The 25,341-nt window shown below is 39.7% G+C and carries 25 protein-coding genes and 2 pseudogenes; 19 read left to right on the top strand and 8 right to left on the bottom strand.

From position 1 onward, the window contains the following. Positions 1-60 precede the first annotated feature (60 nt). From AWJ19_RS21785 to AWJ19_RS21775, 3 genes are all read right to left on the bottom strand, one after another. Positions 61-411, bottom strand: a complete 351-nt coding sequence (locus AWJ19_RS21785) for a NusG domain II-containing protein (protein WP_068726993.1) — start codon at positions 409-411, stop codon at positions 61-63. 630 nt (positions 412-1,041) lie between these two features. After that, positions 1,042-1,863 (bottom strand): Ku protein, encoded by an 822-nt coding sequence (locus tag AWJ19_RS21780; protein WP_054940743.1) that lies wholly within the window; start codon positions 1,861-1,863, stop codon positions 1,042-1,044. A gap of 87 nt (positions 1,864-1,950) precedes the next feature. Then, complete coding sequence (locus tag AWJ19_RS21775) at positions 1,951-2,292, bottom strand: helix-turn-helix transcriptional regulator (RefSeq protein WP_068726992.1); 342 nt, start codon at positions 2,290-2,292, stop codon at positions 1,951-1,953. Between the two features lie 135 nt (positions 2,293-2,427). Between AWJ19_RS21775 and AWJ19_RS21770 the strand changes: the two genes are divergently transcribed. Further along, positions 2,428-2,748, top strand: a complete 321-nt coding sequence (locus tag AWJ19_RS21770; RefSeq protein WP_157890066.1) for a Mu transposase C-terminal domain-containing protein — start codon at positions 2,428-2,430, stop codon at positions 2,746-2,748. 11 nt (positions 2,749-2,759) lie between these two features. Here the strand turns inward: AWJ19_RS21770 and AWJ19_RS34255 are convergent, their stop codons facing one another. Next, on the bottom strand, positions 2,760-2,972 hold the full coding sequence (locus tag AWJ19_RS34255) for a helix-turn-helix transcriptional regulator (protein WP_082708048.1): 213 nt from the start codon (positions 2,970-2,972) through the stop codon (positions 2,760-2,762). Positions 2,973-3,127: 155 nt separating this feature from the next. Between AWJ19_RS34255 and AWJ19_RS21765 the strand changes: the two genes are divergently transcribed. From AWJ19_RS21765 to AWJ19_RS21745, 5 genes and pseudogenes are all read left to right on the top strand, one after another. Beyond that, on the top strand, positions 3,128-3,814 hold the full coding sequence (locus AWJ19_RS21765) for a TnsA endonuclease N-terminal domain-containing protein (protein ID WP_068726988.1): 687 nt from the start codon (positions 3,128-3,130) through the stop codon (positions 3,812-3,814). Continuing rightward, entirely contained in the window at positions 3,792-5,774 is a 1,983-nt protein-coding gene (locus AWJ19_RS21760) for a hypothetical protein (RefSeq protein ID WP_082708047.1), read from the top strand. The genes AWJ19_RS21765 and AWJ19_RS21760 overlap by 23 nt, the downstream gene beginning before the upstream one ends. A 16-nt stretch (positions 5,775-5,790) precedes the next feature. Next, a complete protein-coding gene (locus AWJ19_RS21755; RefSeq protein WP_068726986.1) occupies positions 5,791-6,759 on the top strand; it encodes an ATP-binding protein in 969 nt (322 codons plus the stop codon). A 20-nt stretch (positions 6,760-6,779) separates the two neighbouring features. Continuing rightward, complete coding sequence (locus AWJ19_RS21750; RefSeq protein ID WP_068726984.1) at positions 6,780-8,264, top strand: TniQ family protein; 1,485 nt, start codon at positions 6,780-6,782, stop codon at positions 8,262-8,264. A gap of 489 nt (positions 8,265-8,753) precedes the next feature. After that, positions 8,754-9,176: pseudogene (locus AWJ19_RS21745) on the top strand (response regulator); the annotation flags it as partial. Positions 9,177-9,550: 374 nt separating this feature from the next. Here the strand turns inward: AWJ19_RS21745 and AWJ19_RS21740 are convergent. Beyond that, positions 9,551-10,414: an AraC family transcriptional regulator gene (locus tag AWJ19_RS21740; protein ID WP_082708045.1), complete on the bottom strand. Its 864-nt coding sequence runs from the start codon at positions 10,412-10,414 to the stop codon at positions 9,551-9,553. 316 nt (positions 10,415-10,730) lie between these two features. On the opposite strand from AWJ19_RS21740, the gene AWJ19_RS21735 reads away from it, so the two are divergent. Together AWJ19_RS21735 and AWJ19_RS21730 are read left to right on the top strand one after the other, a co-directional pair. Then, positions 10,731-11,669 carry an alpha/beta hydrolase gene (locus AWJ19_RS21735; protein ID WP_068726978.1) on the top strand — a complete coding sequence of 313 codons (939 nt, stop codon included), beginning with the start codon at positions 10,731-10,733 and terminating at the stop codon, positions 11,667-11,669. A 280-nt stretch (positions 11,670-11,949) separates the two neighbouring features. After that, positions 11,950-12,696: an SDR family oxidoreductase gene (locus tag AWJ19_RS21730; protein ID WP_068726976.1), complete on the top strand. Its 747-nt coding sequence runs from the start codon at positions 11,950-11,952 to the stop codon at positions 12,694-12,696. A 347-nt stretch (positions 12,697-13,043) separates the two neighbouring features. Here AWJ19_RS21730 and AWJ19_RS34250 read toward each other — a convergent pair. Both AWJ19_RS34250 and AWJ19_RS21725 read right to left on the bottom strand, forming a co-directional pair. Beyond that, a pseudogene (locus AWJ19_RS34250) lies at positions 13,044-13,133 on the bottom strand (MerR family DNA-binding transcriptional regulator); the annotation flags it as partial. A 538-nt stretch (positions 13,134-13,671) separates the two neighbouring features. Further along, entirely contained in the window at positions 13,672-14,217 is a 546-nt protein-coding gene (locus tag AWJ19_RS21725) for a TetR/AcrR family transcriptional regulator (protein ID WP_068726975.1), read from the bottom strand. Between the two features lie 166 nt (positions 14,218-14,383). Between AWJ19_RS21725 and AWJ19_RS21720 the strand changes: the two genes are divergently transcribed. The 10 genes from AWJ19_RS21720 (at position 14,384) to AWJ19_RS21675 (ending at position 23,042) form a co-directional block, all read left to right on the top strand. Further along, a complete protein-coding gene (locus AWJ19_RS21720) occupies positions 14,384-14,932 on the top strand; it encodes an NAD(P)H-dependent oxidoreductase (RefSeq protein ID WP_068726973.1) in 549 nt (182 codons plus the stop codon). Between the two features lie 241 nt (positions 14,933-15,173). Continuing rightward, positions 15,174-16,223: an NAD(P)-dependent alcohol dehydrogenase gene (locus tag AWJ19_RS21715; protein ID WP_068726972.1), complete on the top strand. Its 1,050-nt coding sequence runs from the start codon at positions 15,174-15,176 to the stop codon at positions 16,221-16,223. A gap of 310 nt (positions 16,224-16,533) precedes the next feature. Further along, complete coding sequence (locus tag AWJ19_RS21710) at positions 16,534-16,929, top strand: cupin domain-containing protein (protein ID WP_068726970.1); 396 nt, start codon at positions 16,534-16,536, stop codon at positions 16,927-16,929. Positions 16,930-17,018: 89 nt separating this feature from the next. Then, on the top strand, positions 17,019-17,879 hold the full coding sequence (locus tag AWJ19_RS21705) for a DUF3737 family protein (protein ID WP_068726969.1): 861 nt from the start codon (positions 17,019-17,021) through the stop codon (positions 17,877-17,879). A 10-nt stretch (positions 17,880-17,889) separates the two neighbouring features. Further along, positions 17,890-19,041, top strand: coding sequence for a MalY/PatB family protein (locus AWJ19_RS21700; RefSeq protein ID WP_068727004.1), 1,152 nt, complete (start codon positions 17,890-17,892; stop codon positions 19,039-19,041). Positions 19,042-19,124: 83 nt separating this feature from the next. Next, complete coding sequence (locus AWJ19_RS21695; RefSeq protein WP_068727002.1) at positions 19,125-19,976, top strand: aldo/keto reductase; 852 nt, start codon at positions 19,125-19,127, stop codon at positions 19,974-19,976. A 16-nt stretch (positions 19,977-19,992) separates the two neighbouring features. Then, positions 19,993-20,754: an SDR family NAD(P)-dependent oxidoreductase gene (locus AWJ19_RS21690; protein ID WP_068726967.1), complete on the top strand. Its 762-nt coding sequence runs from the start codon at positions 19,993-19,995 to the stop codon at positions 20,752-20,754. Positions 20,755-20,759: 5 nt separating this feature from the next. Then, entirely contained in the window at positions 20,760-21,983 is a 1,224-nt protein-coding gene (locus AWJ19_RS21685) for a multidrug effflux MFS transporter (protein ID WP_068726965.1), read from the top strand. 81 nt (positions 21,984-22,064) lie between these two features. Further along, positions 22,065-22,589, top strand: coding sequence for a cyclophilin-like fold protein (locus tag AWJ19_RS21680; protein WP_068726963.1), 525 nt, complete (start codon positions 22,065-22,067; stop codon positions 22,587-22,589). A gap of 102 nt (positions 22,590-22,691) precedes the next feature. Next, positions 22,692-23,042 carry a cyclophilin-like fold protein gene (locus tag AWJ19_RS21675; protein ID WP_068726961.1) on the top strand — a complete coding sequence of 117 codons (351 nt, stop codon included), beginning with the start codon at positions 22,692-22,694 and terminating at the stop codon, positions 23,040-23,042. Positions 23,043-23,185: 143 nt separating this feature from the next. Here the strand turns inward: AWJ19_RS21675 and AWJ19_RS21670 are convergent, their stop codons facing one another. Further along, entirely contained in the window at positions 23,186-24,064 is an 879-nt protein-coding gene (locus tag AWJ19_RS21670; RefSeq protein WP_068726959.1) for a LysR family transcriptional regulator, read from the bottom strand. 160 nt (positions 24,065-24,224) lie between these two features. Between AWJ19_RS21670 and AWJ19_RS21665 the strand changes: the two genes are divergently transcribed. Beyond that, entirely contained in the window at positions 24,225-25,337 is a 1,113-nt protein-coding gene (locus AWJ19_RS21665; protein ID WP_241781835.1) for an alpha/beta hydrolase, read from the top strand. The last annotated feature ends 4 nt before the right edge of the window (positions 25,338-25,341 follow it).

Here is a 25,341-nt window from a genome sequence, read left to right as displayed (position 1 = left end):
AGACAGGGTCGGTCAACACTTGCGTTAGATTCGCGACTTCCCCCTCGGGGGAATCTGTGCTTAAAAGAGTTTACACAAAATTATTGACAGACCCATAGATTGTCTTGGTCTTGATATTAAACCAAAGCTAAAACAGATTTTTTGCGGGCAGTCCGATTCAATTACTTCGATCCCTCTATCATGAACTTTGAGTATATCGTATCCTCTTTTTGTTTGAATCTTGATAATTTGGGGCTCATCCGTGAGTTCTACCTCTTTATATAGTTTATTATCTATACGTATACTTGCATAAGTACCGGTATTGGGCTGGTACTTTCTAAGCAACTCTACTCCTAAAAGAGTCAGTGATATTAGCAAAATACATGTGATAAGAATTAAATCCGCTTTCTTAATGCCAATTTTCTTCATCATCTTGTTCATCTCCAGCTTAACAGATAGTCTCATAGTATCTGAAAATAGTGTGTAAACTATGTGGAGGTATTTAAAAAATCAGAAAACCGTGTTTTTCTTATTGTGCGAAGAAAATAAAGTATAAGACCGGAGTTGTTGATTCTATGAGGCCTTCTTAATGAAAATTGTCAGGCACAAAAAATAAAAAGTAGACTGAGACATCAAGAGGGTGTCCAAAAAGAATCAGACCAGAAAGTATTAGACTGAAGAATGCACTGCTACTGGCCGATGTAGCCGGTTGCCAATTGCTGCACCCGGGCGCTTCCGAAAAACCAGGAGTACGAGCTGAAGCATGTGAAGCAGCTGGCCGGTGTAACTGGAGCTGACGATCCCCCGGCGCCCGGCGCTTCCGAAGAAGCAGGAGCACAAGCTGAAGCATGCGCTGCCGCTGGCCGGCGAACCAGAGCTGGTGATCACGGCGCGAGGAACTTCCGGAGAACCAGGAGCGCGAGCTGAAGCATGCGCTGCCGCTGGCCGGTGTAACCGGAGCTGCTGATCGCGGCGTCGAGTCTAATACTTTATTTTTTTCAACACATATTACTGGTAAAGCAATCAAAAAAGAGCGCCTTCAGCTAAGGAGCTCTTTTCGTTTTATCCCAACTTTTCTTCACTATTCTGAGCAACTTGTCTTGGCTTTGATTTGCTCTTACTCATCTTAACACTTTTCTGAAGCGCCTCCAGTAAATCAATAACTACTTCGGCTTCTTGTGTTGGTTTAGAGATGATCTGTTGACCAGCAATCTTAGACTGTATGGCTGCTTGAAGTCTTTCTTGTTCAGGATTGGAGAGAGAGGCTATATCCGATTTACCTGACATCCCCTTAACTATCTGCAAGGCCAGCTTCAGTTGGTTTTCATCAATAGAAGTACTGTTTGATAAGTTTGGGACATTAGTGATCGGTCTAATCTCATTAGCGTAGTGCATGGTGGCCAGTTGAATGCAATTCCCATTAAGAGGTTTCATTACACATAGTTTCGTATTTGAGCGAAGAGTAAGTTTGCCTATTGCCAATCGTTTAGAAGTCTCAAGAGCCTTTAGAAATAAGAAGTAAGCATTACTTCCATGGGTATCCGGACCAAGGAAATAAGCTTTCTGAGTAAACATCAGGTCAATCTGATCCTCTTTGATAAAATCAATGATGTTAATTCTTTTGCTGGATTCATCTTGAATTTTATCCAATTCTTCTTTTTCAAAAGTTACATACTGATTTGTATCAATTGGATAGCCCTTGATTATTGCCTCCTGTTCTACGGATGTACCACAAGAGGGACAAAACCTCTGATTTTTAATTGATCCATGGCAATTACGATGAAGCAACTGAAGAGCAATCTCTTTCTCTTCGGTTGCCGCATAAAGTTTGACGGGTACATGTACGAGCCCAAAGCTGATGGCACCCTTCCATATGGTATGCATGAAAATCCCTCCTAATATTTATTAGGAATTCATTCCCATATTAATAAACAAATAAACCGCAACCCATGGCGAGGCGGCGGCATACTTCTATTTTTCGAAAAACTCATCTAAGAATAGTTGGACTTTGCGAAGATCGCTTTTCTTTAAACTCATCAGGATATCAACCAATTGGTTTAACATGATGTCTTTTTCATTTAGCACAGATTTTTGATGTCTTGTATAGGAGAACAGATCGATAATAGGTACCTCTAATGCGTCAGCAATTTTAATTAAATTGATTAGGGTAATATTTTTTTCTGCTCTCTCGACGCCGCCTATGTAGGAAAAATGAAAGCCGGCCTTTTCACCCAGCTGTTCTTGTGACAACCCTTTTGATTTACGGATATCACGGACACGCTGTCCTATCTTCTTCATTACGGAAGTTTCCATTGTTACACCTCTTGATGTAAGTGTAAACAATGGGGAAGAAGCAATACATGTATGTATATAAATCATTTGATACAATTGATATGTATACGTATTATTTATTTCGGATTTGGCGATAGTATTAATGAGGTGATGGAGGTGCAAATAACAGAGCGTTTGGAAGTTAGTGTAGCTTATATAACTGCTAATGGAATTAAATTTAATGATTTATACTATACAAACGGTAAGATGATTCAGCTTGGTTGGTTTGAAAGAGCACTAAAAAAGGGGGAGTGGAAGGTCCCCATTATTTATGACCCTATAGATGTTTCAGAAATATATATATTACATCTATATCAAGTAATAAATGCTTCCGCAATAAGTTTGAGCGATCATAAGATTAATTCAGATATCCAAAAGTTATATTTTGAAGCGGTTCAATTATTGAAAACCAGGCTGAAGGGAGAAAGCAAAGAGTAGAGATAACCTACTTAGGGCATTAAGTCATGTATAGAAATTTTGAGGGCATCAGCAATTCGATATAAGTAATGAATTCTTACTGGTTGGCGACCAGCCTCGATGTTTGTAATGGTTGGTCTGGAGAGTTGAATCATTAGTGATAGAGCTTCTTGAGTTAATCCAAGCTTTTCTCTGTTAATGCGTATTAAATCACCAATCTCTCTATAACACGAACGACTATTCATACATAAAAGCTCCTCTCGTAATCTATTAACCCTAGTATTGCCGGATTACAAGAGAAATAGAACATTATTTTCAACTTTAAAGCCTATGATTAAAAGTTATACAAATAGGAAATACAGATGTATAAAATCAAAAAGGTTTAGGAATGAAACATTAAATGAAAAATCGACAGTTACCCTATATCCCTATTGTCATGCCTAGAAGTAAGAAGTATGGAAGCAATTACTGGAACAGTAGGGGACTTAAAGTAGACAGAGATGTAATTCTCTATAGTGATCTTGAATATGACCATTGGGTGAGAATGGAGACTACTCCAGATGTGATCGAATATTGTGAACAACCATTAGAAATCAATTATGTTCTAAATGAAAAACGACATAAAACAATATTTGATATGTGTGCGCTTCATAAGGATGGTATTCGGATTTTTATTGAAGTGAAATATGAGAAAGACCTGAAACCAACTAGCCGGAAGTACGATGTTACCATGCGGCAGATTGAAGCACAGAGGGAATGGTGCCGTCTTAATGACGTACTACACGAAGTAAGAACAGAGAAGTACATCAGAACAGGCCCATATGCAATAGAAAACCGGTTGAAAATTTTAAAGAGCATAACAAATCAAAAAGTACCGCATTTTCTTCAGGATGTCTCTGATAGTATTGGTAACCACAAGATAAGTATCAGAAATCTCTGTAAAAATTTGATGAACTTAGGTTTATACGATGTGTTTTTGGCTTGTTATTGGCTTTATTATATAGGGACAATCAACGTTGACTTAGACTCAGCAATTTGGAATTTGGATATGGAGGTGTGGAAGGTTGAGCCGAACAAGAATCATTGAAAACCCACATCTTCTTCCAGAGCAAACGAATCCTGATTTATGGCCAATAGTGGATGAACTGCTCTTGTCTAAAGAGGAGAGAGACATTTATACAATGCGCAAAAATGCTGTTGTACTTTATTTCAAGGGGCATGAGCTTAAAAATATTCAAGTACAGACAGGAGTTCACCCCAAGAATCTTCGAAGACTCGTACAGCGGTGCATTTCTATTTCAGATGATGGTCTCGTTTGGGGTTTCAGAGCACTAATTCCTCAAAAGAAGGTCAAATCCTATCAGCTCAGTTTAACAAGTAAGAAGAAAAATCCAAGCAGAAAAACAGGTGAATTTAAGCTTCTACTGGAAACTTTCCCAACTCTCCAAGAATTAATTAAAGATTTGTTCCTCGGGAACCACCGCCGCACCTTAGAACCAGCTATGAAACCCCATCATATTCATAAGAAATTTATAGAAGAATGCAGAAGTTTAGGTATTCCCTTAAACCAATATCCCTTTAATACTGATCATTTGGGATTTAAGGCACTGCAAAGGTACTTAAGCAAATTAAGCTGCCTTTATTTCGGGAAGGGCAAGTCTCGATATGGACAAGATGCCATTACAAAGGCTAAACATACTGGCGAAGGGGAACAGAACCACCCTTCTACATTGCACCCATATCAAAAAGTACAATTTGATGCTCATCGTATTGACGGCTTTTTTATAATTGAAGTTATGACCCCAGAAGGTGACCTGGTTCCAGTCGTGCTTGAACGCTTTTGGATATTAACATTGATTGATGTGGCTACAAGAGCTGTTTTAGGATATGCCATTAGCTTAAACAAAGAATATAGCGCAATTGACGTAATGCATTGCTTTCGAAATGCTGTCATTCCACATGAAAAAGTTACGATCGCTATAGATGGCCTCAAATATAATGAAACCGGTGGATTCCCTTCTGAGGTTTATCCATCTTCTACAGCCTGGGCAGTTTGGGATGTAATTTGCTTTGATAATGCAAAATCTCACTTAGCCAATTTAGTACAAGATCGGCTTAAACATCTGATTGGATGTGATATTAATTTAGGACCTGTAGCATTACCAATGAGAAGAGGGATTATTGAACGATTTTTTAAAATCTTGGAGGAAACAGGTTTTCACCGGCTTCCCAATACAACGGGTAGTAATTCCCATGATCCGCGGAGAAGTGATCCCGAAGAGAAAGCTCTTAAATACAAAATGACCTTTGATCATCTTAAACAACTCATTGATATCCTTATATCTGATTACAACGGTAAGCCCCATGGAGGAATATATCACCAAACGCCTCTTGAACTTCTTGGAAAGCGTTTGAACGCCGGATTACTACCGAGACAATTAAAAGAAGAATTACGCAAGGAGGTGTTATTTATGCAAGTAACAAAATCAGCAACGATCAGAGGTTCATTAAAATCCGGTAAGAAACCATACATCCAGTATCAGGGAGTGGAGTACAGAAGCGATAAGCTTAGCCAATCAGCGCATCTGCTTAACACAGAGCTCATCATACATATGAATGTGGATGATTTACGAACGATTAGGACATTTCTTCCAGATGGAAGTGAATTTGATTATCTCACTGCAGTCGGAAAGTGGTCTATTACTCCTCATTCGTTACAGACACGCAAAGCAATAAACTCTTTAGTTCGACGGCGTTTAATTTATCTTAGTACATGGGATGACCCGATATTTATTTATTCTGAGTACCTAAGAACGAATGCGACCAATGGAAAGAGGGGAGCTGCAAACAAGTTTACGCAGGTAAAAGAATCAGCCCAAAAAAGAAAAACGGTCAATGAACCTGAATGCCAGACAGACGCATTAGAGAAAGCTGAAGAGCGAAATGCTGCTCTTGAAAGAGCCAGAGAGCATACAAAGAAAGAACAAGCTACTAAGGAATATGCTGAATATAAAGATTTAATGAAGTTGTATAAAACGAAACTATAAGTAAGAGGGGATTGTTATGGAAATACCTCAAGTACAGATAGGAACACATCCAATTGAAACAGGTGACTACATCATTCCGACAAAAGAAGTTTTACGCCTAATGGGCAGTATGATGAGAATCGTGAATAATCGTCTCCCAGGAATGATTGTATATGGTAGGCCCAGAATAGGGAAGACTTGGGCTTTACGTTTTGCTATTGAACACTTACCTACAAATTTTGGCGCACCCTTGCCTATTCTATTAGCCAATTGTAATTCTTACCGTGTACCAAGTGAGGAGAAGTTCTATTCAGATCTCCTTAGCGACTTTAAGTTTCCTTTTACATCAAAACGAAATCCACCGGAATTACGAAGACAGATTGTAAACTTTATGCTTGAAAAAGCAGAAAAATCAAAACTACGGCGTTTAGTACTTATCATTGACGAAGCACACCGGCTCACAGAGGCTCATTACAATTGGCTGATGGATATCTACAATGCGCTTGTTCAGAAAAAAATCTCAATGACTGTTATTTCTGTTGGACAAGAAGAACTCCTTGCAAGACGAACTTTTTTTCTAGAGCAAAAAAGATCTCAAATTATTGGTCGATTTATGACACATGAACATGACTTTCATGGAATTAGAACCTGGGAAGATATGCAGCTGATTCTAGGTGGTTATGATTCTTCAGAAGTCTCATGTTATCCAGAAGGGAGCGGGTGGAGCTTCAGTCAATATTTCTTTCCAGAAGGTTATAAAAAGAAGGAACGATTAGAGAATGAAGCAAAAATGTTATTTGAGCTATTCGCAGATTTACGAAAGGAACATGGGGTTTCTGCAACGTTGGAAATACCCATGGAATATTTCTCATTCACAATTGAGAATGCTTTGAAAAAATATGGGGTACATGGAGATCAACACTACTGGATTAACAAAGCACAGTGGAGGGAAGCAATTGAAATGTCGGGATATGTAGAGTCAGAAATCTACATGGCCCTTGTTTAATTTGAATGGGGGAGTTGTGAATGCAAGCAATCTGGAGAAATGAATGGGTTCATGAATACGAGACTCCATGGTCTATATTCGAGAAATTGTCATTCGCAAATCGCGTAAGTAGAGACGATATCTTTAAACTTTCCGGTAATAGTATTGAGAGGAATAAAATCAACCCTAAAAAAGGGGATCGAAAAATTGATCTGTTTTCTCTTAGAAGTTTTGACGATTCGATCTTAGAAATGATTTTCGGACTGAATTTAGTTAAGTTTACACAACAATCAATACAATCACTAACAAAACCTCTACACAGTAATAGATTTCCAAATACATCCTGGTTTTCGAAACACTTACGCTGGTGTAACCAATGCATATCTTACGGACATCATAGTTGGTTACATCAATTTAAACTCTTGGAACATTGTCCTTTTCACAATGTAAAATTAGAAGATACCTGTGCACGGTGTAAAAAAAATATACCGTTTGTATTTTCCAACAGATTTTTCGGAAACGCTTTTTCCTGTAAATGCGGCTTTGAATTCGCTGATTTTTCTAGTACACTCTGGGAAAATTGGGACACAAAATTTAAAATTGTGGATTCTGCAACATTACATTGGTTATCAAACACCAATCAAGAGGACGGAAGAATTTTGATTCTACCTGAATTTGGGAATCTAAATATACTATCTGTTTTTCATCCTTATCTAGCTAAAAAATCTTTCACAAAAGAAAATAAAATATCTATTGATGATTTTTATTATTCAACTCAATTTAATAAAGACCTTTACTATAATAATGTTGATACCTTCCAGACTGTTGATCGACACATAAGAAAGAACGTATTATGGAAACACTCTAATTGCATAAAACAATTTTGGCAGCTACTAAAAAATGATGGGGAAGACTTCCCTGATATTTGTCCATACGCTTATGCCTATGTCAACTGGCGTAAAACCCTTTTAAAAACTGAACGTTTTTATCGTTCAGATATTCGAATAAATGATGTAGCCCGAAGTGGAGGACGATTTGGTTATGAGCTGCTTACAAGTGCAATAACTGATGACATAAAATTATTATTGGAAGAATATGTACTAAAGAATAATGGGGAAAAGATAAATAAGGATACATTGGAGTGGATCCAAGAACAATGGACATATCGATTTAGTTTAATGTTTTTTTACGAGTGTCTAAAATATTCAGGAGATATTTTAGTTAATGATAAGAAAAATACCAACTGGGATAAGATACTCATGGACACAAAAGCTAATTTCAAAATTGCATTTAGATATGAAGAGGTTAATATTTTGAGTGCTAAAAGAATAAACCTCATGATGTACTATGAGAATACAATCGACCAAAAAAACATTGAATATGAATGCCCAAATTATAGCTTAAGAAAAAAGAGAGCTATTTCAAATATGAAATCCTACGTACCGGCACGGATATCCATCGAATATTCAAAAAATTATGAACTGATTAATTACGTTAGTTCATATATAAAGAAGCATGATTATTAAAACAGCTCGAGTGAGTTGTTTTTTTGTGGCCGAAATAGGGGATTAATCGGCAATGGGACCAAGTTGTCGGTGGACAAGATCATAGTCTCATTAGAGCCCGCGCCCAGCGCGGGTTTTCTATTTAAGGGATCAAGTTCTTGTCCTTAGCAAAGGACAAGAACTTGATCCCTTTGCCGAAAATGGACAAGAACATGGTACTATTGCCGATTTGATAATCATCTAAACACTTTCTGTGGCGTAGTAAAGCTTATCTAATAAGATCATAGGCTGCAATAAATGGAATTTTATATGAGAATGACGACATAAAAGGCGACTGTTCAAAGCTCCATTACCGGCATGACTAGAGGAACGCTGGCCAGACTCTCCTTGCCCCCTGCTAATTTTCAATCTATACCTGTCTGGAGGGGACGAACATGTGGAAGATTTTATTGGTTCATTCGGCGCAAGCTCATTTAATGGGAGTTATTCAAATACACTGCCTCTGGAGAAGCCTCAAACGGCAGAGAAGCGTTAAAGTTGATGGCAGAGGACATGCCTGACCTTGTTATCACAGATATTATGATGCCCGGTATGGATGGGATTGAACTGCTGAGAAATGCCTGGTCTAACGAGATGATAAACCGGTTTGTTATGCTTATTTGTATGAATGAGTTCAAATATGCCCAGCAGGCGCTTGAGTATGGGGCGAGCGGATATATTCTCAAGTTATCCATGAGTATGCAATCCATGCAGGATATCCTTGCTAAGGTCGCCAAAGGCTGTATGGCAAAAGTCGTGGGGACCAGTCTTCAAGCTGCAGATGCCGCGCCAGAGCATGATTTCGACATTATTTATAGGGACGGAAACGGACGGAATTCCGAGCCAAAAAACACACTTTACATAATTATGCAAATGAATAAAAAAGACTACTAGTATTTCCATGACTGATTTTTGGAGGTGGGAATAAGTAAAGTGCTACTTAATCCAGTTTCTTTAGACCATATAGGTAAGGTTCACACAAAAGTAATAGCCTTCAAATAAACAAAAGAAGAGTTATAAAATTTAAGATAAATGACTCATTTAGGATATATCTCTTCACCCTTGGATAGATCGTTCACTATTCTCCCTCGAAATGATTTAGTTTTCTTACGCAGGCTCGAGAATTCGCAGAATACTTGGTACAACTGCAAAGGCTTGCAGAATAATCCCCCCTTCAAAAAAGCGAGGCCGTATCTGCAGACCTTCACCAGCCGCCCATTCTTAAAAAGAGTGGATATCATATATTTCCATTATATAACTTAAGGTTGCTATCCAAATACCTCGTGACCTGGTGTAACTCCAAACATTCGCTTATACTCTCGGGTGAATTGAGAAAGGCTTTCATAGCCAACACGATAAGCAGCAGAACTTGCATTTAATCCTTGAAATAACATCAATTCTCTAGCTTTGTGTAATTTCACCTTCTTAATGTATTGGATAGGAGAAGCATCTGTCATAGCTTTGAAAGCAGTATGAAATGCGGAGTTGCTCATATCAGTCTCTTCAGCTAATGAAGCTACGTCATATTTTGCTCCGTAATTCTCATGTATTCTCTCCAAGATACTCCTTATCTTATAAAAAGTCTGATTTCGATTCGTAAGCATCTTTAATGCTTCGCCATTCTTGCCAGTTAGTGCCCTATAGAGGATTTCACGTATATACATTGGAGCCAACACTTTGCTTTCAGAATGTGATATTAAAGATCCAACCAGACGATGAATCACATTAATCATCTGTTCATTTAAATCATCTGCATAGATTCCGTAAGGTAACTCTTTAATATTGTTCATTGGAATATCACCTGACACCATAATCTCATTTACCATGTTGGCATCTACTTGAATGGAAATACCTAGGAGTGGCTCATCCTTAGAGGCAACAACATCACATTCCACAGGTAAAGGAACGGACAGGACAAGATAATGCATCGGATCATAAGTAAGCATTGAATCTGCAATATAGACACGCTTCTGTCCTTGTAGGATGAATATAATGCTTTTTGTATAATTAAAAGGAACTCGATCCATACTTCGTTCTATTCGGAATAAATCTACATTGTTAATGATGTTGCTTTTTGAACCTTCCTCTGGTACAAGCCCGCTGATCATAGAACATATCTCTTCAATTTGCATATTTAGATCCTCACTTTTTTATCTTATATATAATAAGAATATGTTGTTATTGTTTTGCTCCACAAGAAAGAATTATACCAAATAATAAGCGATTTATAACCTAATCACAATATAATTTGTAGGAATAGGCAAATAAATGGAGTAATGGGCATTTTGTTTGAATGATTTTTCATTTATGATTTATACTGTATTCTAAACGTCAGGCCTGACTAAAAGGTTTGCTTCATCCCTACAGAATGGGAATCAGTTTTCGAGAAAACATTATGAAAGCTATGAATTTATCGTAAAGAAAAAATAAGAGAGTGAGGATTTTAACATGTCCGAATACTACACTTTTGAATTGAGCCATAACGTTACCCGCACTTCTGTGTCATACAAAAACAGATACGGAATAACATTGGCTGGTGATTTATATATTGCAAAGGGTATAGACGCTGAGAAACAATACCCAGCACTGGTAATTGGAGCACCCTACGGCGGTGTAAAAGAACAGGGGCCTGGTGTATATGCAAATCAGTTGGCACAAAGAGGTTTCGTTGTTTTGACCTTTGATGCTTCATATAATGGAGAAAGTGGTGGAGAACCTCGTCACATCTCTTCTCCTGAAATCTTTTCCGAAGATTTTAGTGCAGGAGTAGACTTCCTGGGGACACGCCCATTTGTCGACCGTAATAAAATTGGAGCGCTTGGTATCTGTGGAAGTGGTGGATTTGCACTCTCAGCTGCAGCAATGGATGTACGTATCAAGGCAATAGCAACTTCAGTGATGTATGATATTAGTGCCATGAGAAACCTATTCCCGCCGGAAGCGATGGATGCACAGATGCAGCAGTTGGCAGAACAGCGCTGGAACGACTTTGATAAAGGCTACCCTGCTTATGTTCCAACCTTTCCTGAAAGTCCTGTTGATGCTGTACCAGAAGGACTTGATGCTAACTCAGCAGAATTCTTCAGCTATTATGGGCTGAGCAGAGGACATCATCCAAATGCCCGTGGCGGATTTACTTTAACCAGCAACTTGCCTTTTATGAACTATCAGCTTTTAAACCATATAGCAACCATTTCACCTCGTCCAATTTTGTTTGTTATGGGTGAAAATGCACATTCCCGTTTCTTTAGTGAAAATGCATATGCAGCTGCTGTTGAACCGAAGGAACTATACATCGTGCCGGATGCCATCCATATCGACCTGTATGATGATGTAAATAAGATTCCTTTTGATAAATTCGAGGGATTTTTCAAGAACAATATGTAAAGAGATACTTTAAAGGGACATGGTGTAATTTTGTTATGTCCCATAACAGTATTTATGCTTGTTCATAAAAAAAGGACAAGTCAAAAGACAGGTCTATATATTTGGGAATTGGAGCTGCGAAAGTTGGAAAGAATGGTTAGAGGCTTTAAGGCCGTAATTTCATTGGCAGAATAATAGTTCGTCTGGCTGGAAAGATGAAATATTTAATGTAGTACCTATGGCTAATGGAGTTTTCATTAGTTAGATAAAATAATATCTATATGGAAGGATGGGAAGTTACATGGCAATACAAAACAAAGTAGTTATAATCACTGGAGCTTCATCCGGAATTGGTGAAGCAACAGCAAAATTACTAGCCAGTAAAGGCGCTAAAATTGTGTTAGGCGCTCGACGTGAAGATAGATTAAAAGCATTAACTGAAGAAATTCAGAAAGCAGGTGGACAAGTTACTTATCGCGTCACAGATGTTGTAAATTCAGATGATAACCATCAGCTTGTTCGATTAGCTAAGGATACTTTTGGTAGGGTTGATGTAATCTTCTTAAATGCTGGACTAATGCCAAATTCACCACTTTCCGAGTTGAAAACCGACCAATGGAATAGTATGGTAGATGTAAATATCAAAGGTGTATTGAATGGTATCGCCGCAGTATTGCCAGAATTCACCTCACAAAAATCGGGGCATATTATCACTACTTCATCGGTAGCTGGGCTTAAATCATATCCTGGTGGTGCAGTTTATGGCGCAACAAAGTGGGCTGTTCGTAACTTGATGGAAGTTTTGCGAATGGAGTCCGCCCAAGAAGGTACTAATATCCGCACAGCAACTATTTATCCGGCAGCGATCAATACGGAATTGTTGGATACTATTACCAATAAGAATATTTTTGAAGGTATGACTACATTGTACGAACAATTTGGGATCTCACCTGATCGAGTTGCAAATGTTGTTGCATTTGCGATTGATCAGCCGGAGGATACAAATGTTAACGAATTCACAATTGGACCGACTCGCCAATCCTGGTAATAATCTCAGGACAAGATTATCTTGTTCTTGACAAATAAGGCAAAGGGACTAAAATCCTATCCTTCACAAAGGATAGATTTTAGTCCCTTTAAATATAAACCCCGCTCAAAGCATATAGGAGAACATTTAATTAGTGAATCAGGATCAACGTCCATAGAAAATCAAAATAAGCTGCCTTCGCTTACTTAAGCTACCTATTTACTTCTTGCATAATGAAGTGGCTGAATTAAAATCCTTAAAATCATCGTGACAACTTTATAAACTGCTTGATGGTAGTCTATTAAGTAGCTGAAATTTTTAATTTCTTTGATCGTCATCGCGGATGATTATAGGCACTCAATAATTTAGATCCCCATATCTGAGTCTTTAAACAATCGTATTCCACTGAGTGTTCTTTCGACAAAAGGCAACAAACCTTCCTTGTCGTAGTAACGCAAACACCGTGCACATAAATTTCAGTTAACCACTTGACTTAAAGTTAACTTTAAGTTTTATCCTATAATCTGTAATTCCTTTATTGTAAATTAATATAAGAATAGAAAATGTTAATAAATGTCACAAGTAGATATGCTAGAAAATTGGTTTCTTACAAAACAGACGAAAAAACTCCCAGTAGTGATAATAGGCTCACCTTAGAGAGTGTTAAAGAGCAGGCTTCCGGTATCTATGCTCAAAACATGGCAGAGTAGGGGATTGTGACACTGGCATTCTTTTATGAATTTCCCTCAGCTTACTTACATTAATTCGATATCGCCGGTACTCCAGTGAAGAAGCTTACGAATTGGCGGCATAGCCTAAAGAGCTTTTCATCGTACCTGACGCAGGTCACGTTGATTTATAAGACAAAACGGATTTGATCCAGACTTGTCAGAGAAGAAAAAATACTCAGTAATCGTAAATGTTCGGAGGCACGTCAAAGCTGGCGTGCCAGTCCTTCTTCTAGGGGGGATTATTAGTTTGACTTATTTATTTCTTTTAAAAGTTCCGGTCTAATAATATTCCGGTTTGTTCCGCCATCACTTGAGGCGGGTAAGGCATCTTATTCTTGAACCACCATTCTACAGCACCTACAATTGCTGCTCCCAGAAATTGCAGCAAAATATCTTCATTTAATCCTTGGTTATTGCCATCGGTTATATCGACTTCAACTCTATACTCTTCGACCACCAAATCAAGGAACCGGCTTCGAAAATATGCTGCACTCTTCGTGGCAAGCATTGTAGAAAAGAATAAATAATTTTCCTCAAAATATTCAAACCATACGTAGTTTCCTTCTTTAAATGTCATTTCTGACGCCGATTGGCAAAGTTCCCGGAGATTATTTATATGTTCTTCAATAATTTTATCAAGCAAGTCGTACTTATCCAGATAATGCAAGTATATCGTTCCCCGGTTAACATTTGCCCGATTGGCAATGTCCATAATGGTTAGAGATTCGAAGTCTCTCTCAGCCATCAATTCGAGGACTGCATTCTTTATTGCTTGTTGAGATTTAAGTATTCTTCTATCTATTTTAGACATTTTACAGATCACCCTTCTTCGATTAATCAACAATATTCAAGGCTTTGTTCAGTATTCCACAGATCGATTTAAACTGACGATTGTATAAGCCTGATTACTAGCTATAATTATAAACGTGAGTTGATTAATCAATCAATGTTTATTTAGAGTTCAAGGAGAGATTTTAATGAAAACACTCGTTCTAGTTTTTCACCCTGATTTAAGTAACTCTCGCGTCAATAGACGTTTAACGGAAGAAATGGAGAAGCAGGACAATGTTACCGTTCACCGTGTCTATGAAGCTTACCCTGACGAGAAGATTGACGTCTCGGTAGAACAGGGGTTATTAGAGGGGCATGATCGTATCGTTTTGCAATTCCCTTTCTACTGGTACAGCACACCTTCATTGTTGAAAAAATGGGAAGATGTGGTCTTAACCTATGGCTGGGCATATGGAAGCAAAGGCGACAAGCTGCATGGAAAAGAGCTCTTGATCGCCGTTTCAACAGGAGCGGCTGAAGATAACTATTCTTCAGAAGGCAACTTTAACTACACTGTTCCGGAACTGCTTCGACCTCTTCAGGCAACAAGTAACTTGATTGGGACTCGCTTCATGACACCGTATATTTTATATGGAGTGATGCAGCACTTGTCAGATGAGGAACTCGAGCAAAGTGCCAAGGACTACATTGCTTATGCATTGAATTCTGAACTGGAATTGCTTGCAACCCGGTAATATAGACCGTATAGTGATGTCATTTTTTGTTTCATCTATTAGGTTCAGAATACCTCTTTTTTGAGTTAAAGATAATTGACATTTTTGATCGAAATGTTGAAATATCAACAAATTGCAGTTATTTAACCATTGAATGTGAGCTATATATTTTTTATTATTAGACACGCGTTGATTAAACAATACATTTTGTTTTATATGGCTTGTTTAAAGTCATATCAAACATTCATTTAGGAGGATATATATGATTACTGCTAATGCACGTGCTGTATTCAATCAAGAAGGACCGTTCACACTGACCGCAATCGAACGGAGAGAGCTTCAGCCGTATGATGTTCTCATTGAGATTAAATATGCCGGTATTTGCCACTCTGACATCCATTCCGCTCGCGGCGAATGGGGACCGGTGCAATATCCTTTTGTACCAGGACACGAGATTGCCGGAATCGTTACCCGGGTCGGTTCGGAAGTCACAAAGTATTCTGCAGGCGACCGAGTAGGAGTGGGCTGTATGGTTGATTCCTGTGGGGAATGCGTACATTGCCATAATGGAGACGAGCAGTATTGTCTTCATGGAATGACCGGCACCTATGGATCTGTGGACCGTTACGGGCAGTATACCCAAGGGGGCTATTCCACTCACATCGTTGTAACAGAAGATTTCGTAGTCCGTATTCCTGACGGTTTAGAGCTTGACGCTGCCGCTCCGCTTTTGTGTGCGGGTATCACAACCTATTCTCCGCTACGTCACTGGGGTGCGGGTCCAGGAAAAAAAATCGCGGTTGTAGGCCTTGGCGGTCTGGGACATATGGCTGTGAAACTTGCTCACGCCATGGAAGCAGAGGTTACGGTGTTGTCGCAAAGCTTAAAGAAGAAAGAGGACGGTCTGCAATTAGGCGCGGACCATTATTATGCGACAAGCGACCCGGAAACATTCAAGAAACTGGCCGGTTCGTTCGATCTCATCGTTAATACGGTGAGTGCAAAAATTGATATCAACGCTTATCTTTCGCTGCTGGCTGTAGATGGTACTTTGGTGAACGTCGGCGCCCCATCGGAGCCACTGCCCGTTCAAGTGTTCTCACTGATCCCTCAGCGTCGTTCTTTTGCCGGATCATCCATCGGTGGTATCCGTGAAACGCAGGAAATGTTAGATTTTTGTGCTCAGCACAATATTTCTCCGGAAATCGAGGTCATTTCCGCTAATCAGATTGACGAAGCATGGGAGCGTGTACTGGCTTCGGACGTCCGGTATCGCTTTGTAATTGATATTAGTACGATGATGCAGGAATAGCAGAAAAAGAATATCCCTCATTTTGAGCGGATATATTTTGAAGAAACTGATTCATTTACGAAGAGGCGCGCCTTAAACGGTGTGCCTCTTTAAGTAAAAGGTAAACATCTTTATCCAATCCAATCGTTGCGAATCCTAAAACCTCGGCAATGTCGGCAATGAGAAGGAAACATTGATTTCTGCGGTCATGCATTGTCTTCCTTATAGCGGGTTTCCAAGAACGTTGAACGCACTTCAATGCACAAATGCAGGTTAGCTTAAATCTACGCTTTCAAAGTGACCAACTAAACCAAGAAAAGAAGGAATTTATATGAAGAATGAACACTTAGAAAATAGCATCATTTTCCCGCTGGGACAAAAAGTGGAACAAAATTTTATCGGTGATGCTTACTTACAGATGGTGTTTATGGATCCGGCTCCACTCAATACATCGATCGGAAATGTAACTTTTGCTCCAAAAACCCGCAATAACTGGCATTCCCATCATGCAGGGCAAGTTTTGTTAGTAACCGGAGGTGAAGGCTGGTATCAAGAAGAAGGGGAAGCGCCACGGTTACTCAAAACCGGTGATGTAGTCAATATCCCGCCTCATGTAAAGCACTGGCATGGGGCAACAAAGGACAGCTGGTTTGTTCACTTGGCCTTAACACCTGGACAGACTGACTGGTTAGAACCCGTAACGGATGAAGAGTATAACCGTTTTTAAAAAAAGATAAAACCAGCACAACAACCGGCATCTGAAACACGGCTGCCGTTTAACAAAAAACTACTAAAGACTGAGGAAGTGAAGAGTCGATGACAACCATTGACCAACAAATTCTAACCGGAGAACGAGCTCTTTTTAAGAGTAGTAATTTATTCATAAAAAATTCTGTCTTCGCGGATGGAGAGTCTCCTCTAAAGGAAAGCAACAATATTGACATTATCAATAGTATCTTTAAATGGAAGTATCCCTTGTGGTATTCCAAAGATATTCGTTTGAATAACAGTACTTTATTGGAAACGGCACGGTCTGGAATCTGGTACACCCATCAGATTTCAGTCAGCGATTGTGTCATTGAGGCCCCCAAGACATTCAGACGCTCCAGCGGGATCCGTCTGAGCAATGTGAATTTTCCTAACGCTCAAGAAACCTTGTGGAATTGTAAAGTTATTTATATGAATCATGTGACTGCAAGAGGCGATTACTTTGGGATGAACAGTGAAGAAGTGAGGATCGAGAATCTCGCCTTAACGGGTAACTACGCCTTTGATGGAGCGAAAAATATTGAAATCCGTAATGCAAGGCTGATTTCGAAAGATGCTTTCTGGAATTGTGAAAATGTTACTGTCTATGATTCGCATATCATAGGGGAATATTTAGGCTGGAACTCCAAGAATCTTACCTTTATTAACTGCACGATCGAAAGCAACCAAGGCATGTGCTACGTGGATCGGCTGGTGATCGAGAATGGTACGATACTAAATACCGATTTAGCATTCGAATATTCAACAATTCAAGTAGAATCCAAGACCACGATCGATAGTGTGAAAAATCCGATCTCCGGAAAAATCATCGCAAAGGATATTGGTGAGATTATTACCGACGACGAGAAAATCATTACATCCGATACCCTATACGAATTGAGTAAAGTGGGTGAATGTTCTGTTAGTTGATTTTGATTACATGACAAACCGTTTGAAAACAAATTCGTATAAATGGGATGTCGATTCCGGAGAGCTTCCTATGTGGGTGGCCGATATGGATTTTGAGACCTCCCCTGCAATCGTAGACGCCCTGCATAAGAGATTAAACCACCGCATATTTGGTTACACTTCAATACCGGATACGTATTTCGAGGCAGTCATCCAGTGGTGGAAAACTAGACATCACTTCACGATTAAGAAAGAATGGATCATGTTTTGTACCGGGGTAGTGCCGGCGATCTCTTCGATTGTCCGTAAGATGACCAGACCAGGAGAGAAAGTGCTCGTCCTCTCGCCTGTTTATAATATTTTTTATAACTCAATAAAGAACAATCAAAGGGAAGTTCTTACAAGTGAGTTAATCTATAACGACAACCAATACACGATCGATTTTGACGATGTAGAAGGTAAGTTAGCCGAACCTGATACTTCACTGATGATCTTTTGTAACCCGCATAACCCTATAGGTAAAGTTTGGGACAAACAAGTCCTTGAAAGGCTTGGTAAGCTATGTATCAAGCACCAGGTTCTAATCCTTTCCGATGAAATACATTGCGATTTATCGCACCCAGGACACCGGTACACTCCTTTTGCTTCCATATCGGATGCAATCGCTCAAAATAGCATTACCTGTGTGGCGCCATCAAAAACGTTCAACCTTGCGGGCATTCAAACCTCGAGTGTTATCGTGCCAAATCCGGAAATCCGGAATCTTGTTCATCGTGGTATTAATACGGATGAGGTGGCTGAGCCTAATGTTTTTGCGATCGAAGCTGCAATCGCTGCCTATACGGAAGGGGAGCCATGGCTGCAAGCCTTAATGGAATATCTTCTGGCTAATAAGCTGTATCTCGAACAATTTCTTACCACTCAGCTGCCGCAGCTTCAGGTCATCCATTCTGAAGCCACATACTTAGCCTGGATCAATTGCCGAAATGTCACTGATCAAGTTAACGACCTTTGTTCGTTTATCAGGAGAGAGACAGGACTGTATGTCTCAGATGGAGCTATTTATGGTGAGAATGGAAATGGCTTTATTCGATTGAATTACGCTTGTCCTAAAGAAAGACTGGCAGATGGATTGCAGCGCCTAAAAAGAGGGGTCGAGGCCTTTCAAGAAATAAACAGCTAATCTTACGGAGTGAAAAAGTTAAGCATAAAAATAATGATTGAAATTGAAAAAATAAATCAAAAAGGAGGATTATAATGCAAAAAATGCAAACAGTCACACTGAATAATGGCGTTAAGATGCCGATACTGGGATTTGGTGTTTTTCAAATCGATAATGATGAGGTATGCGAAGAATCAGTTTATAACGCTCTTATCGAAGGTTACCGCTTAATTGATACTGCTGCTGTCTATGAAAATGAAGAAGCAGTAGGTCGTGCTATCAAGCGAAGTGGTGTGCCCAGAGAAGAAATATTTGTCACAACAAAGCTGTGGATTCAAGATGCCGGCTATAAGAGCGCAAAGCATGCATTTGAAGCTTCTTTGACGAGGTTGCAACTGGATTACCTTGATCTCTACCTCATTCATATGCCATATGGTGATGTTCATAGTGCATGGCGTGCAATGGAGGAGTTATATCTTGAAGGAAAGATCAGGGCAATCGGGGTAAGCAACTTTTTAAATGACCGCCTCATGGATCTGATTATTCACCATAAAATAGTTCCTGCCGTAAATCAGGTTGAAACTCATGTCTTTACACAACAATTAGCAAATGCTCATTTCATGAAGGAACACCGTGTTCAAATTCAGTCGTGGGGGCCATTTGCGGAAGGTCAAAATAATCTTTTCAAAAATGAAGTGTTAATCTCGATAGCGGAAAAACATCATAAATCTGTGGCTCAAGTGGCTTTACGATGGTTGATTCAACGCGGGATTGTTGCCATTCCAAAGTCAGTTCATAAGGAAAGAATTATCGAAAACTTCAACATCTTCAACTTTGAATTAAGTCTGGAAGATATGGAGAAGATCGCTGCTTTGGATACCAAGGAAAGCTTAATTCTGTCACTTCATGATCCTGAAAACGTGAAACGACTTAGTAACATGAAATTTCATGATTAATGGGGGATTTAAAAGGATGAAATATACCGTAATCACCGGAGCAAGTTCAGGAATTGGCTATGCAACAGCTTTAGCTTTTGCAGAACGTGGGAAAAATCTGATATTGGCTGCCCGTAGAGAAGACAAGTTAGAAGAAGTTAAAGATGAAGTACTAAAGATCAATAAAGACCTGGCTGTAGTCCTCAAGCCGGTTGATTTATCAATAGCAGAAAATGTCCATGCATTTTACGACTCCTTAAAAGGATTTGAGTTAGAGACATGGATTAACAACGCTGGTTTTGGAAATTTTGCTTCTATAGGTGAACAAAACCTAACTAAAATTGAATCGATGCTGCACTTGAACATCGGAGCATTAACCATTCTATCTTCTCTGTTTGTGAGAGATTATGAACATGTCGAAGGTGCACAGATTATCAATGTCTCTTCAGTTGGCGGCTATATTATGATCTCAGATTTTGTAACTTACTCGGCAACCAAATTTTATGTAAATGCATTTACAGAGGGTCTTGCACAAGAGTTAAAACTTAGAGGTTCAAAAATGCAGGCCAAGGTTCTGGCCCCGGCAGTAACAAAAACCGAATTTGAACTTCGTTCCTTGGAAAGAGATGAGTTTCAATATGAAGGACACTTCCCTAAATTTCACACTTCTAAAGAAATGGCCGGTTTTATGCTAGCCCTTTTTGATAGTGATAAAACAGTAGGCATTGTAGACGAGTCTACATATGACTTTTATCTTAAAGATCCGATTTTCCCGTTCAGGGGATTTGAGAATAAATAAATCGAATGGCGATAGGGAGTTATCGAAATGAATGTAAAAACAATAGTCATCCTGTTTTATTTGCCTTGATGTTATCTGCCTTCTCGGCATTAGGCCCATTTACGGTGGACATGTATCTTTCATCGCTTCCGCAAATGACAAGTTATTTTGGCACAAATGCATCTGTAATTCAAATGAGCTTAACGTCAAGCTTGCTGGGATTGGGTATAGGGCAGCTGGTTACAGGCCCTTTAAGTGATGTGTATGGTAGACGAAAACCTTTAGTTATTTCCATGGTTCTCTATGTGCTGGCTTCTATAGCCTGCGCTTTTTCTCCAAACGTGGGTATTTTTGTTGCTATGCGCTTTATACAGGGATTTGTCGCCTCCGCGGGAATTGTCATTTCCCGTGCAATCGTTCGCGACCAGTATAGTGGCGTTGAAATGGTCAAGTTTATTGCACTGTTGACGATGATCAGCAATATCGCACCATTGATTTCTCCTACAGCCGGAAGCCTGGTCACTACATTCACTTCATGGATCGGTGTGTTCATCTTCTTAGGGCTTTTGGGACTTTTTCTAACAGGTATGACTATATGGGGTATCCAAGAAAGCTTGCCTGTAGAGCGGCGAGTTACAGGCAGTTTTATGGAAGTATTCCGAAATTACGTTGCCTTACTCCGGGATCGGAATTTTATGGGGTACGCGATTGTCAATGGTATTTTGTTCTCAGGAGTGTTCGCTTATGTTTCAGCCACCCCGTTTATTTATCAAAACATGTATGGCATATCCCCTCAACTGTTTTCGGTTTTGTTTGCTTTAAACGGTCTCGGGATTATTCTGGGATCGCAGGTTGTCAAACGTTTGGCCGGACGCATGGTAGAACATCACATTTTTCGACTCGGACTGCAGTTAGCCTTTGTAACTACCGCTGCTGTCCTGATTGTTATTATATTTAATTGGCCATTTTTTGCCTTGTTTATTTCAATCTTCTTATTCGCGGTATCGATAGGCATTATCGGCCCTGTATCCTTTACGCTTGCTATGGAGTCGCAAGGGCATATTGCGGGGAGCGCTGCCGCTGTGTTGGGCGCGCTGCAATTCGCTTTAGGAGCTGTCACTTCTCCACTTGTGGGACTCGCAGGAGAGAACTCCGCAATGCCTTTCGGAGTCACGATTTTCATGACGAGTATATTGGCTGTTATCTCGTACGCATTACTGATTAAAAAGCCAGCATCGGTTTCGCAATAAATGCAAGAAATACTCTTGACTAAAATGAAAATCCGGAAATTTCTATAGCAAAATTGATTTTGTTTAATGAGGAGGGGAAAGTTGGGAAAACAAATAGTTTCAATACTGCTTGTATTACTCTTGAGCGCTATAGTTGGTTGCAGCAAAGAACCAGAGTCTGTGGTAGCACCTAATTCAGTGGAAAGCGGACAAACAAAGAAAGGATCTGAGTTACCATTCTCAGCAGAGCATTTACAAACAGAAGATAAAACGTTAGGTATGGTGATTCGGATCAGTGCAGAAGAGAATGTTGTCATCTTCCGGCTTAACGACTCAATAGCCGCAAAGAATCTCTATGAGCAGTTACCTCTGTCCTTGGAGGTTGAAAACTATAGCAACAATGAAAAGATCTTTTATCCGCCACAATCGTTGGACGTCAGCGATGCGCCGCTGGCAAGGGGGGGATTGGGCGTTCTGGCGTATTATGAACCCTGGGCCGATGTCATCATGTTTTACGATGATTTTGACCCAAACGGCAGTTTATATGAACTCGGACAGGTAGTGTCCGGAAACGAGCATATTCAGTCGATGAAAGAAGGGAAGATATCAATAGAAGCAGTTAATTAAATGACGCCGGACTTTACGCTGATGCCTTTCTTCTTACCAATGTCAGAACGAATGCCTGATATGCTCCTTCTTTTCTAACATATAAAGGTTGGTGAAATAAATATGCAAATCACTGTTCAATCCAATGAGAACACCATCGTTTTTGAGCTGAATAACAGTCGGGCCGTAAAGGATCTTATAAATCAACTACCTATTTTCATTGAAGTACAAAACTATAGTGATAATGAAAAAATATTCTATCCCCCACAACCACTGGATACCAGTGATGCCCCTGAGGCCACAGGGTCGTTTGGGAGCCTTGCGTATTATGCGCCGTGGGACGATGTGGTTATGTTGTATGGAAGTTTCAGACCTAGCCCTGGTAGCGGACTTTATGAGCTTGGTCATGCAATATCCGGCAGCGAGAATATCCGAAATCTAACTGGGACAATTAAGGTCAGCTCAGGACAGTAATAAGTTTAATAGGTTGTAACCTCCGGAAAGAGTTTAATTTATTCTATTCATGATTCTAAAAACGTATAGTAGCTTAGCAACCTCAGATTTAGCGCTAAAGAAAAGGGGAAACCAGATAAATGGTTTCCCCACTTTTTGCTGCTTCACAATGTTATGACCTTTTTTATAAACATTTTTACTGAAGATGAGAAGGTTTTATACTTTTTGGTAACCATGTACATATCCGCTCTTAGTTCAGGATATAAAGGCCGAAAGATCAGGTTGCGGTTACCACTCGTGTCTGCCAGTCCTTCAAGACATACTACGAATCCAACACCTTGTTCAACTAGGAATGTGGCATTGTATAACAGATTATAGGTAGCGACAATGTTTAAATTTGATCGATTCCCACCGATCCATTCGGGATTTGGATTACCATAGAAAGCTTGATCAGGAAGAATAATAGGTAAATCGCTGAAAATTTCGCTTGTTATATACTCTGAATTAGCAAAATGGCTATCTTTTGGCATTAAAATTCCTAAACGGTCCCCGGTTGTTGGAAGTTTTACATAGTCAAACTTTTCATAACGTATTGGGTCATGCAGCATTCCTACATCAGCCAGACCTTTCTCTAAACGTTCAAAAATTGTATCAGCATCCCCGCTATGAAATCGAAAATGGACATTGGGGTGTTCCAGTTGAATGTTTCTACATATCGCAGCAATATACTCCATGGCTTGTGATTCACCACAGGCCAAGTAGATGTCACCGCTAATGGGAGTTGTATGATCTAAAAAGTTGCTTTCGGCTTTTTCACTGAGTTCTACAATTTCTTGTGCACATTTTCTTAGATACTCGCCATCCTCAGTAAGAGTGATCTTTTTTCGCCCTCGAATGAAAAGTAGTTTACCCAGTTGCTGTTCCAAGTCCATCATCTGTCTTGATAATGCAGGCTGAGTGATATGCAAAAATTCTGCAGCTCTTGTAATATTCTGTTCTCTTGCAACTGCTAAAAAATAAGAAAGTACACGGATTTCAAGCATTATAAGCACTCCCTAATTAATAAAACTTATATTTGTATAAAATTATACCATAACTATTAGTTATGATACACGATACTTCATAAGAATTTTACATAGTGAATAAGCGTTGATATATTAAAGGTGCACATATGAAAATTTTAACTAAGGAGTGAAAGGAAACTTGATAAAAACGAGTATGATTTGTTTGTTACTTACTGGGATGCTGACACTTAGCGCATGCGGGAATTCGACTTCAGCTACAACTCAAAGTAACGTAGGGGCTCAATCTGAAATGGTGATGTCTTCTTCGAATATACTTAATACTAAAGAGCAGGAGAATAAAACAATGATAAATGAATATTACACTTTTGAACTAAACGAAAATGTAGAAAGAGCGCATGTTTCTTTCAAAAACCGATATGGTATTACTATCGCTGCAGATCTGTACACACCTAAAAATATGGACAAAACTAAGCATTATCCAGCACTGGTTGTTGGCCCACCGTATGGCGGTGTTAAGGAGCAGGGACCGGGAGTATACGCCAATCAAATGTCTCAGCGAGGATTTGTAGTTTTGGCTATTGACCCTTCCTTTAACGGTTATAGCGAAGGGCAGCCTCGCCATGTTTCTTCTCCAGATATTTTTACCGAAGACTTTAGCGCTGCGGTTGATTATATCGGAACTCGGTCATTTGTAAACCGCGATCAAATCGGGGCCATTGGCATTTGCGGCAGTGGCGGATTTGCGCTCTCTGCGGCCCAAGTCGACACTCGCATTAAAGCAATAGCCACGGCAAGCTTAATTGACATCAGCAGCAACTTCGACGCGCTGACCGCTGAACAGCGCACCGCAATGCTGGATGAGGTCAGTCAGCAGCGTTGGGTGGATTTTGAAAACGGAGAGCCGGAGTATATTCCGACCTTCCCGAGTGAGCCCGATACTCAAATCCCCGAAGGTCTTGATCCTATGTCAGCTGAATTTTACTCCTATTATGGATTGGAGCGTGGACATCATCCTAACGCTACCGCAAACTTCACTACAACCAGCACTACAACTTTTATGAACTACAACCTGCTGGATCATTTGGACACCATTTCTCCGCGTCCGGTGCTTCTTCTTGTTGGTGAAAATGCGATGACTAAAGGTTTGAGCGAGGTTGTATATGAGCAGCTGAGCGGCTCTAAGGAACTTGTAGTTGTACCTGGTGCGAATCATGTCGATCTTTATGATCAAGTGGATTCAATCCCGTTTGACAAACTTGAGAGCTTCTTCAAAGATGCATTTGAGGCGTAACAGA

It is taken from the genome of Paenibacillus sp. DMB5 (genome assembly GCF_001517085.1).
GTDB lineage: Bacteria > Bacillota > Bacilli > Paenibacillales > Paenibacillaceae > Paenibacillus_AQ.
Note: the sequence above shows the minus strand (reverse complement) of the source record. Positions and strands in the feature narration are given on the sequence as shown.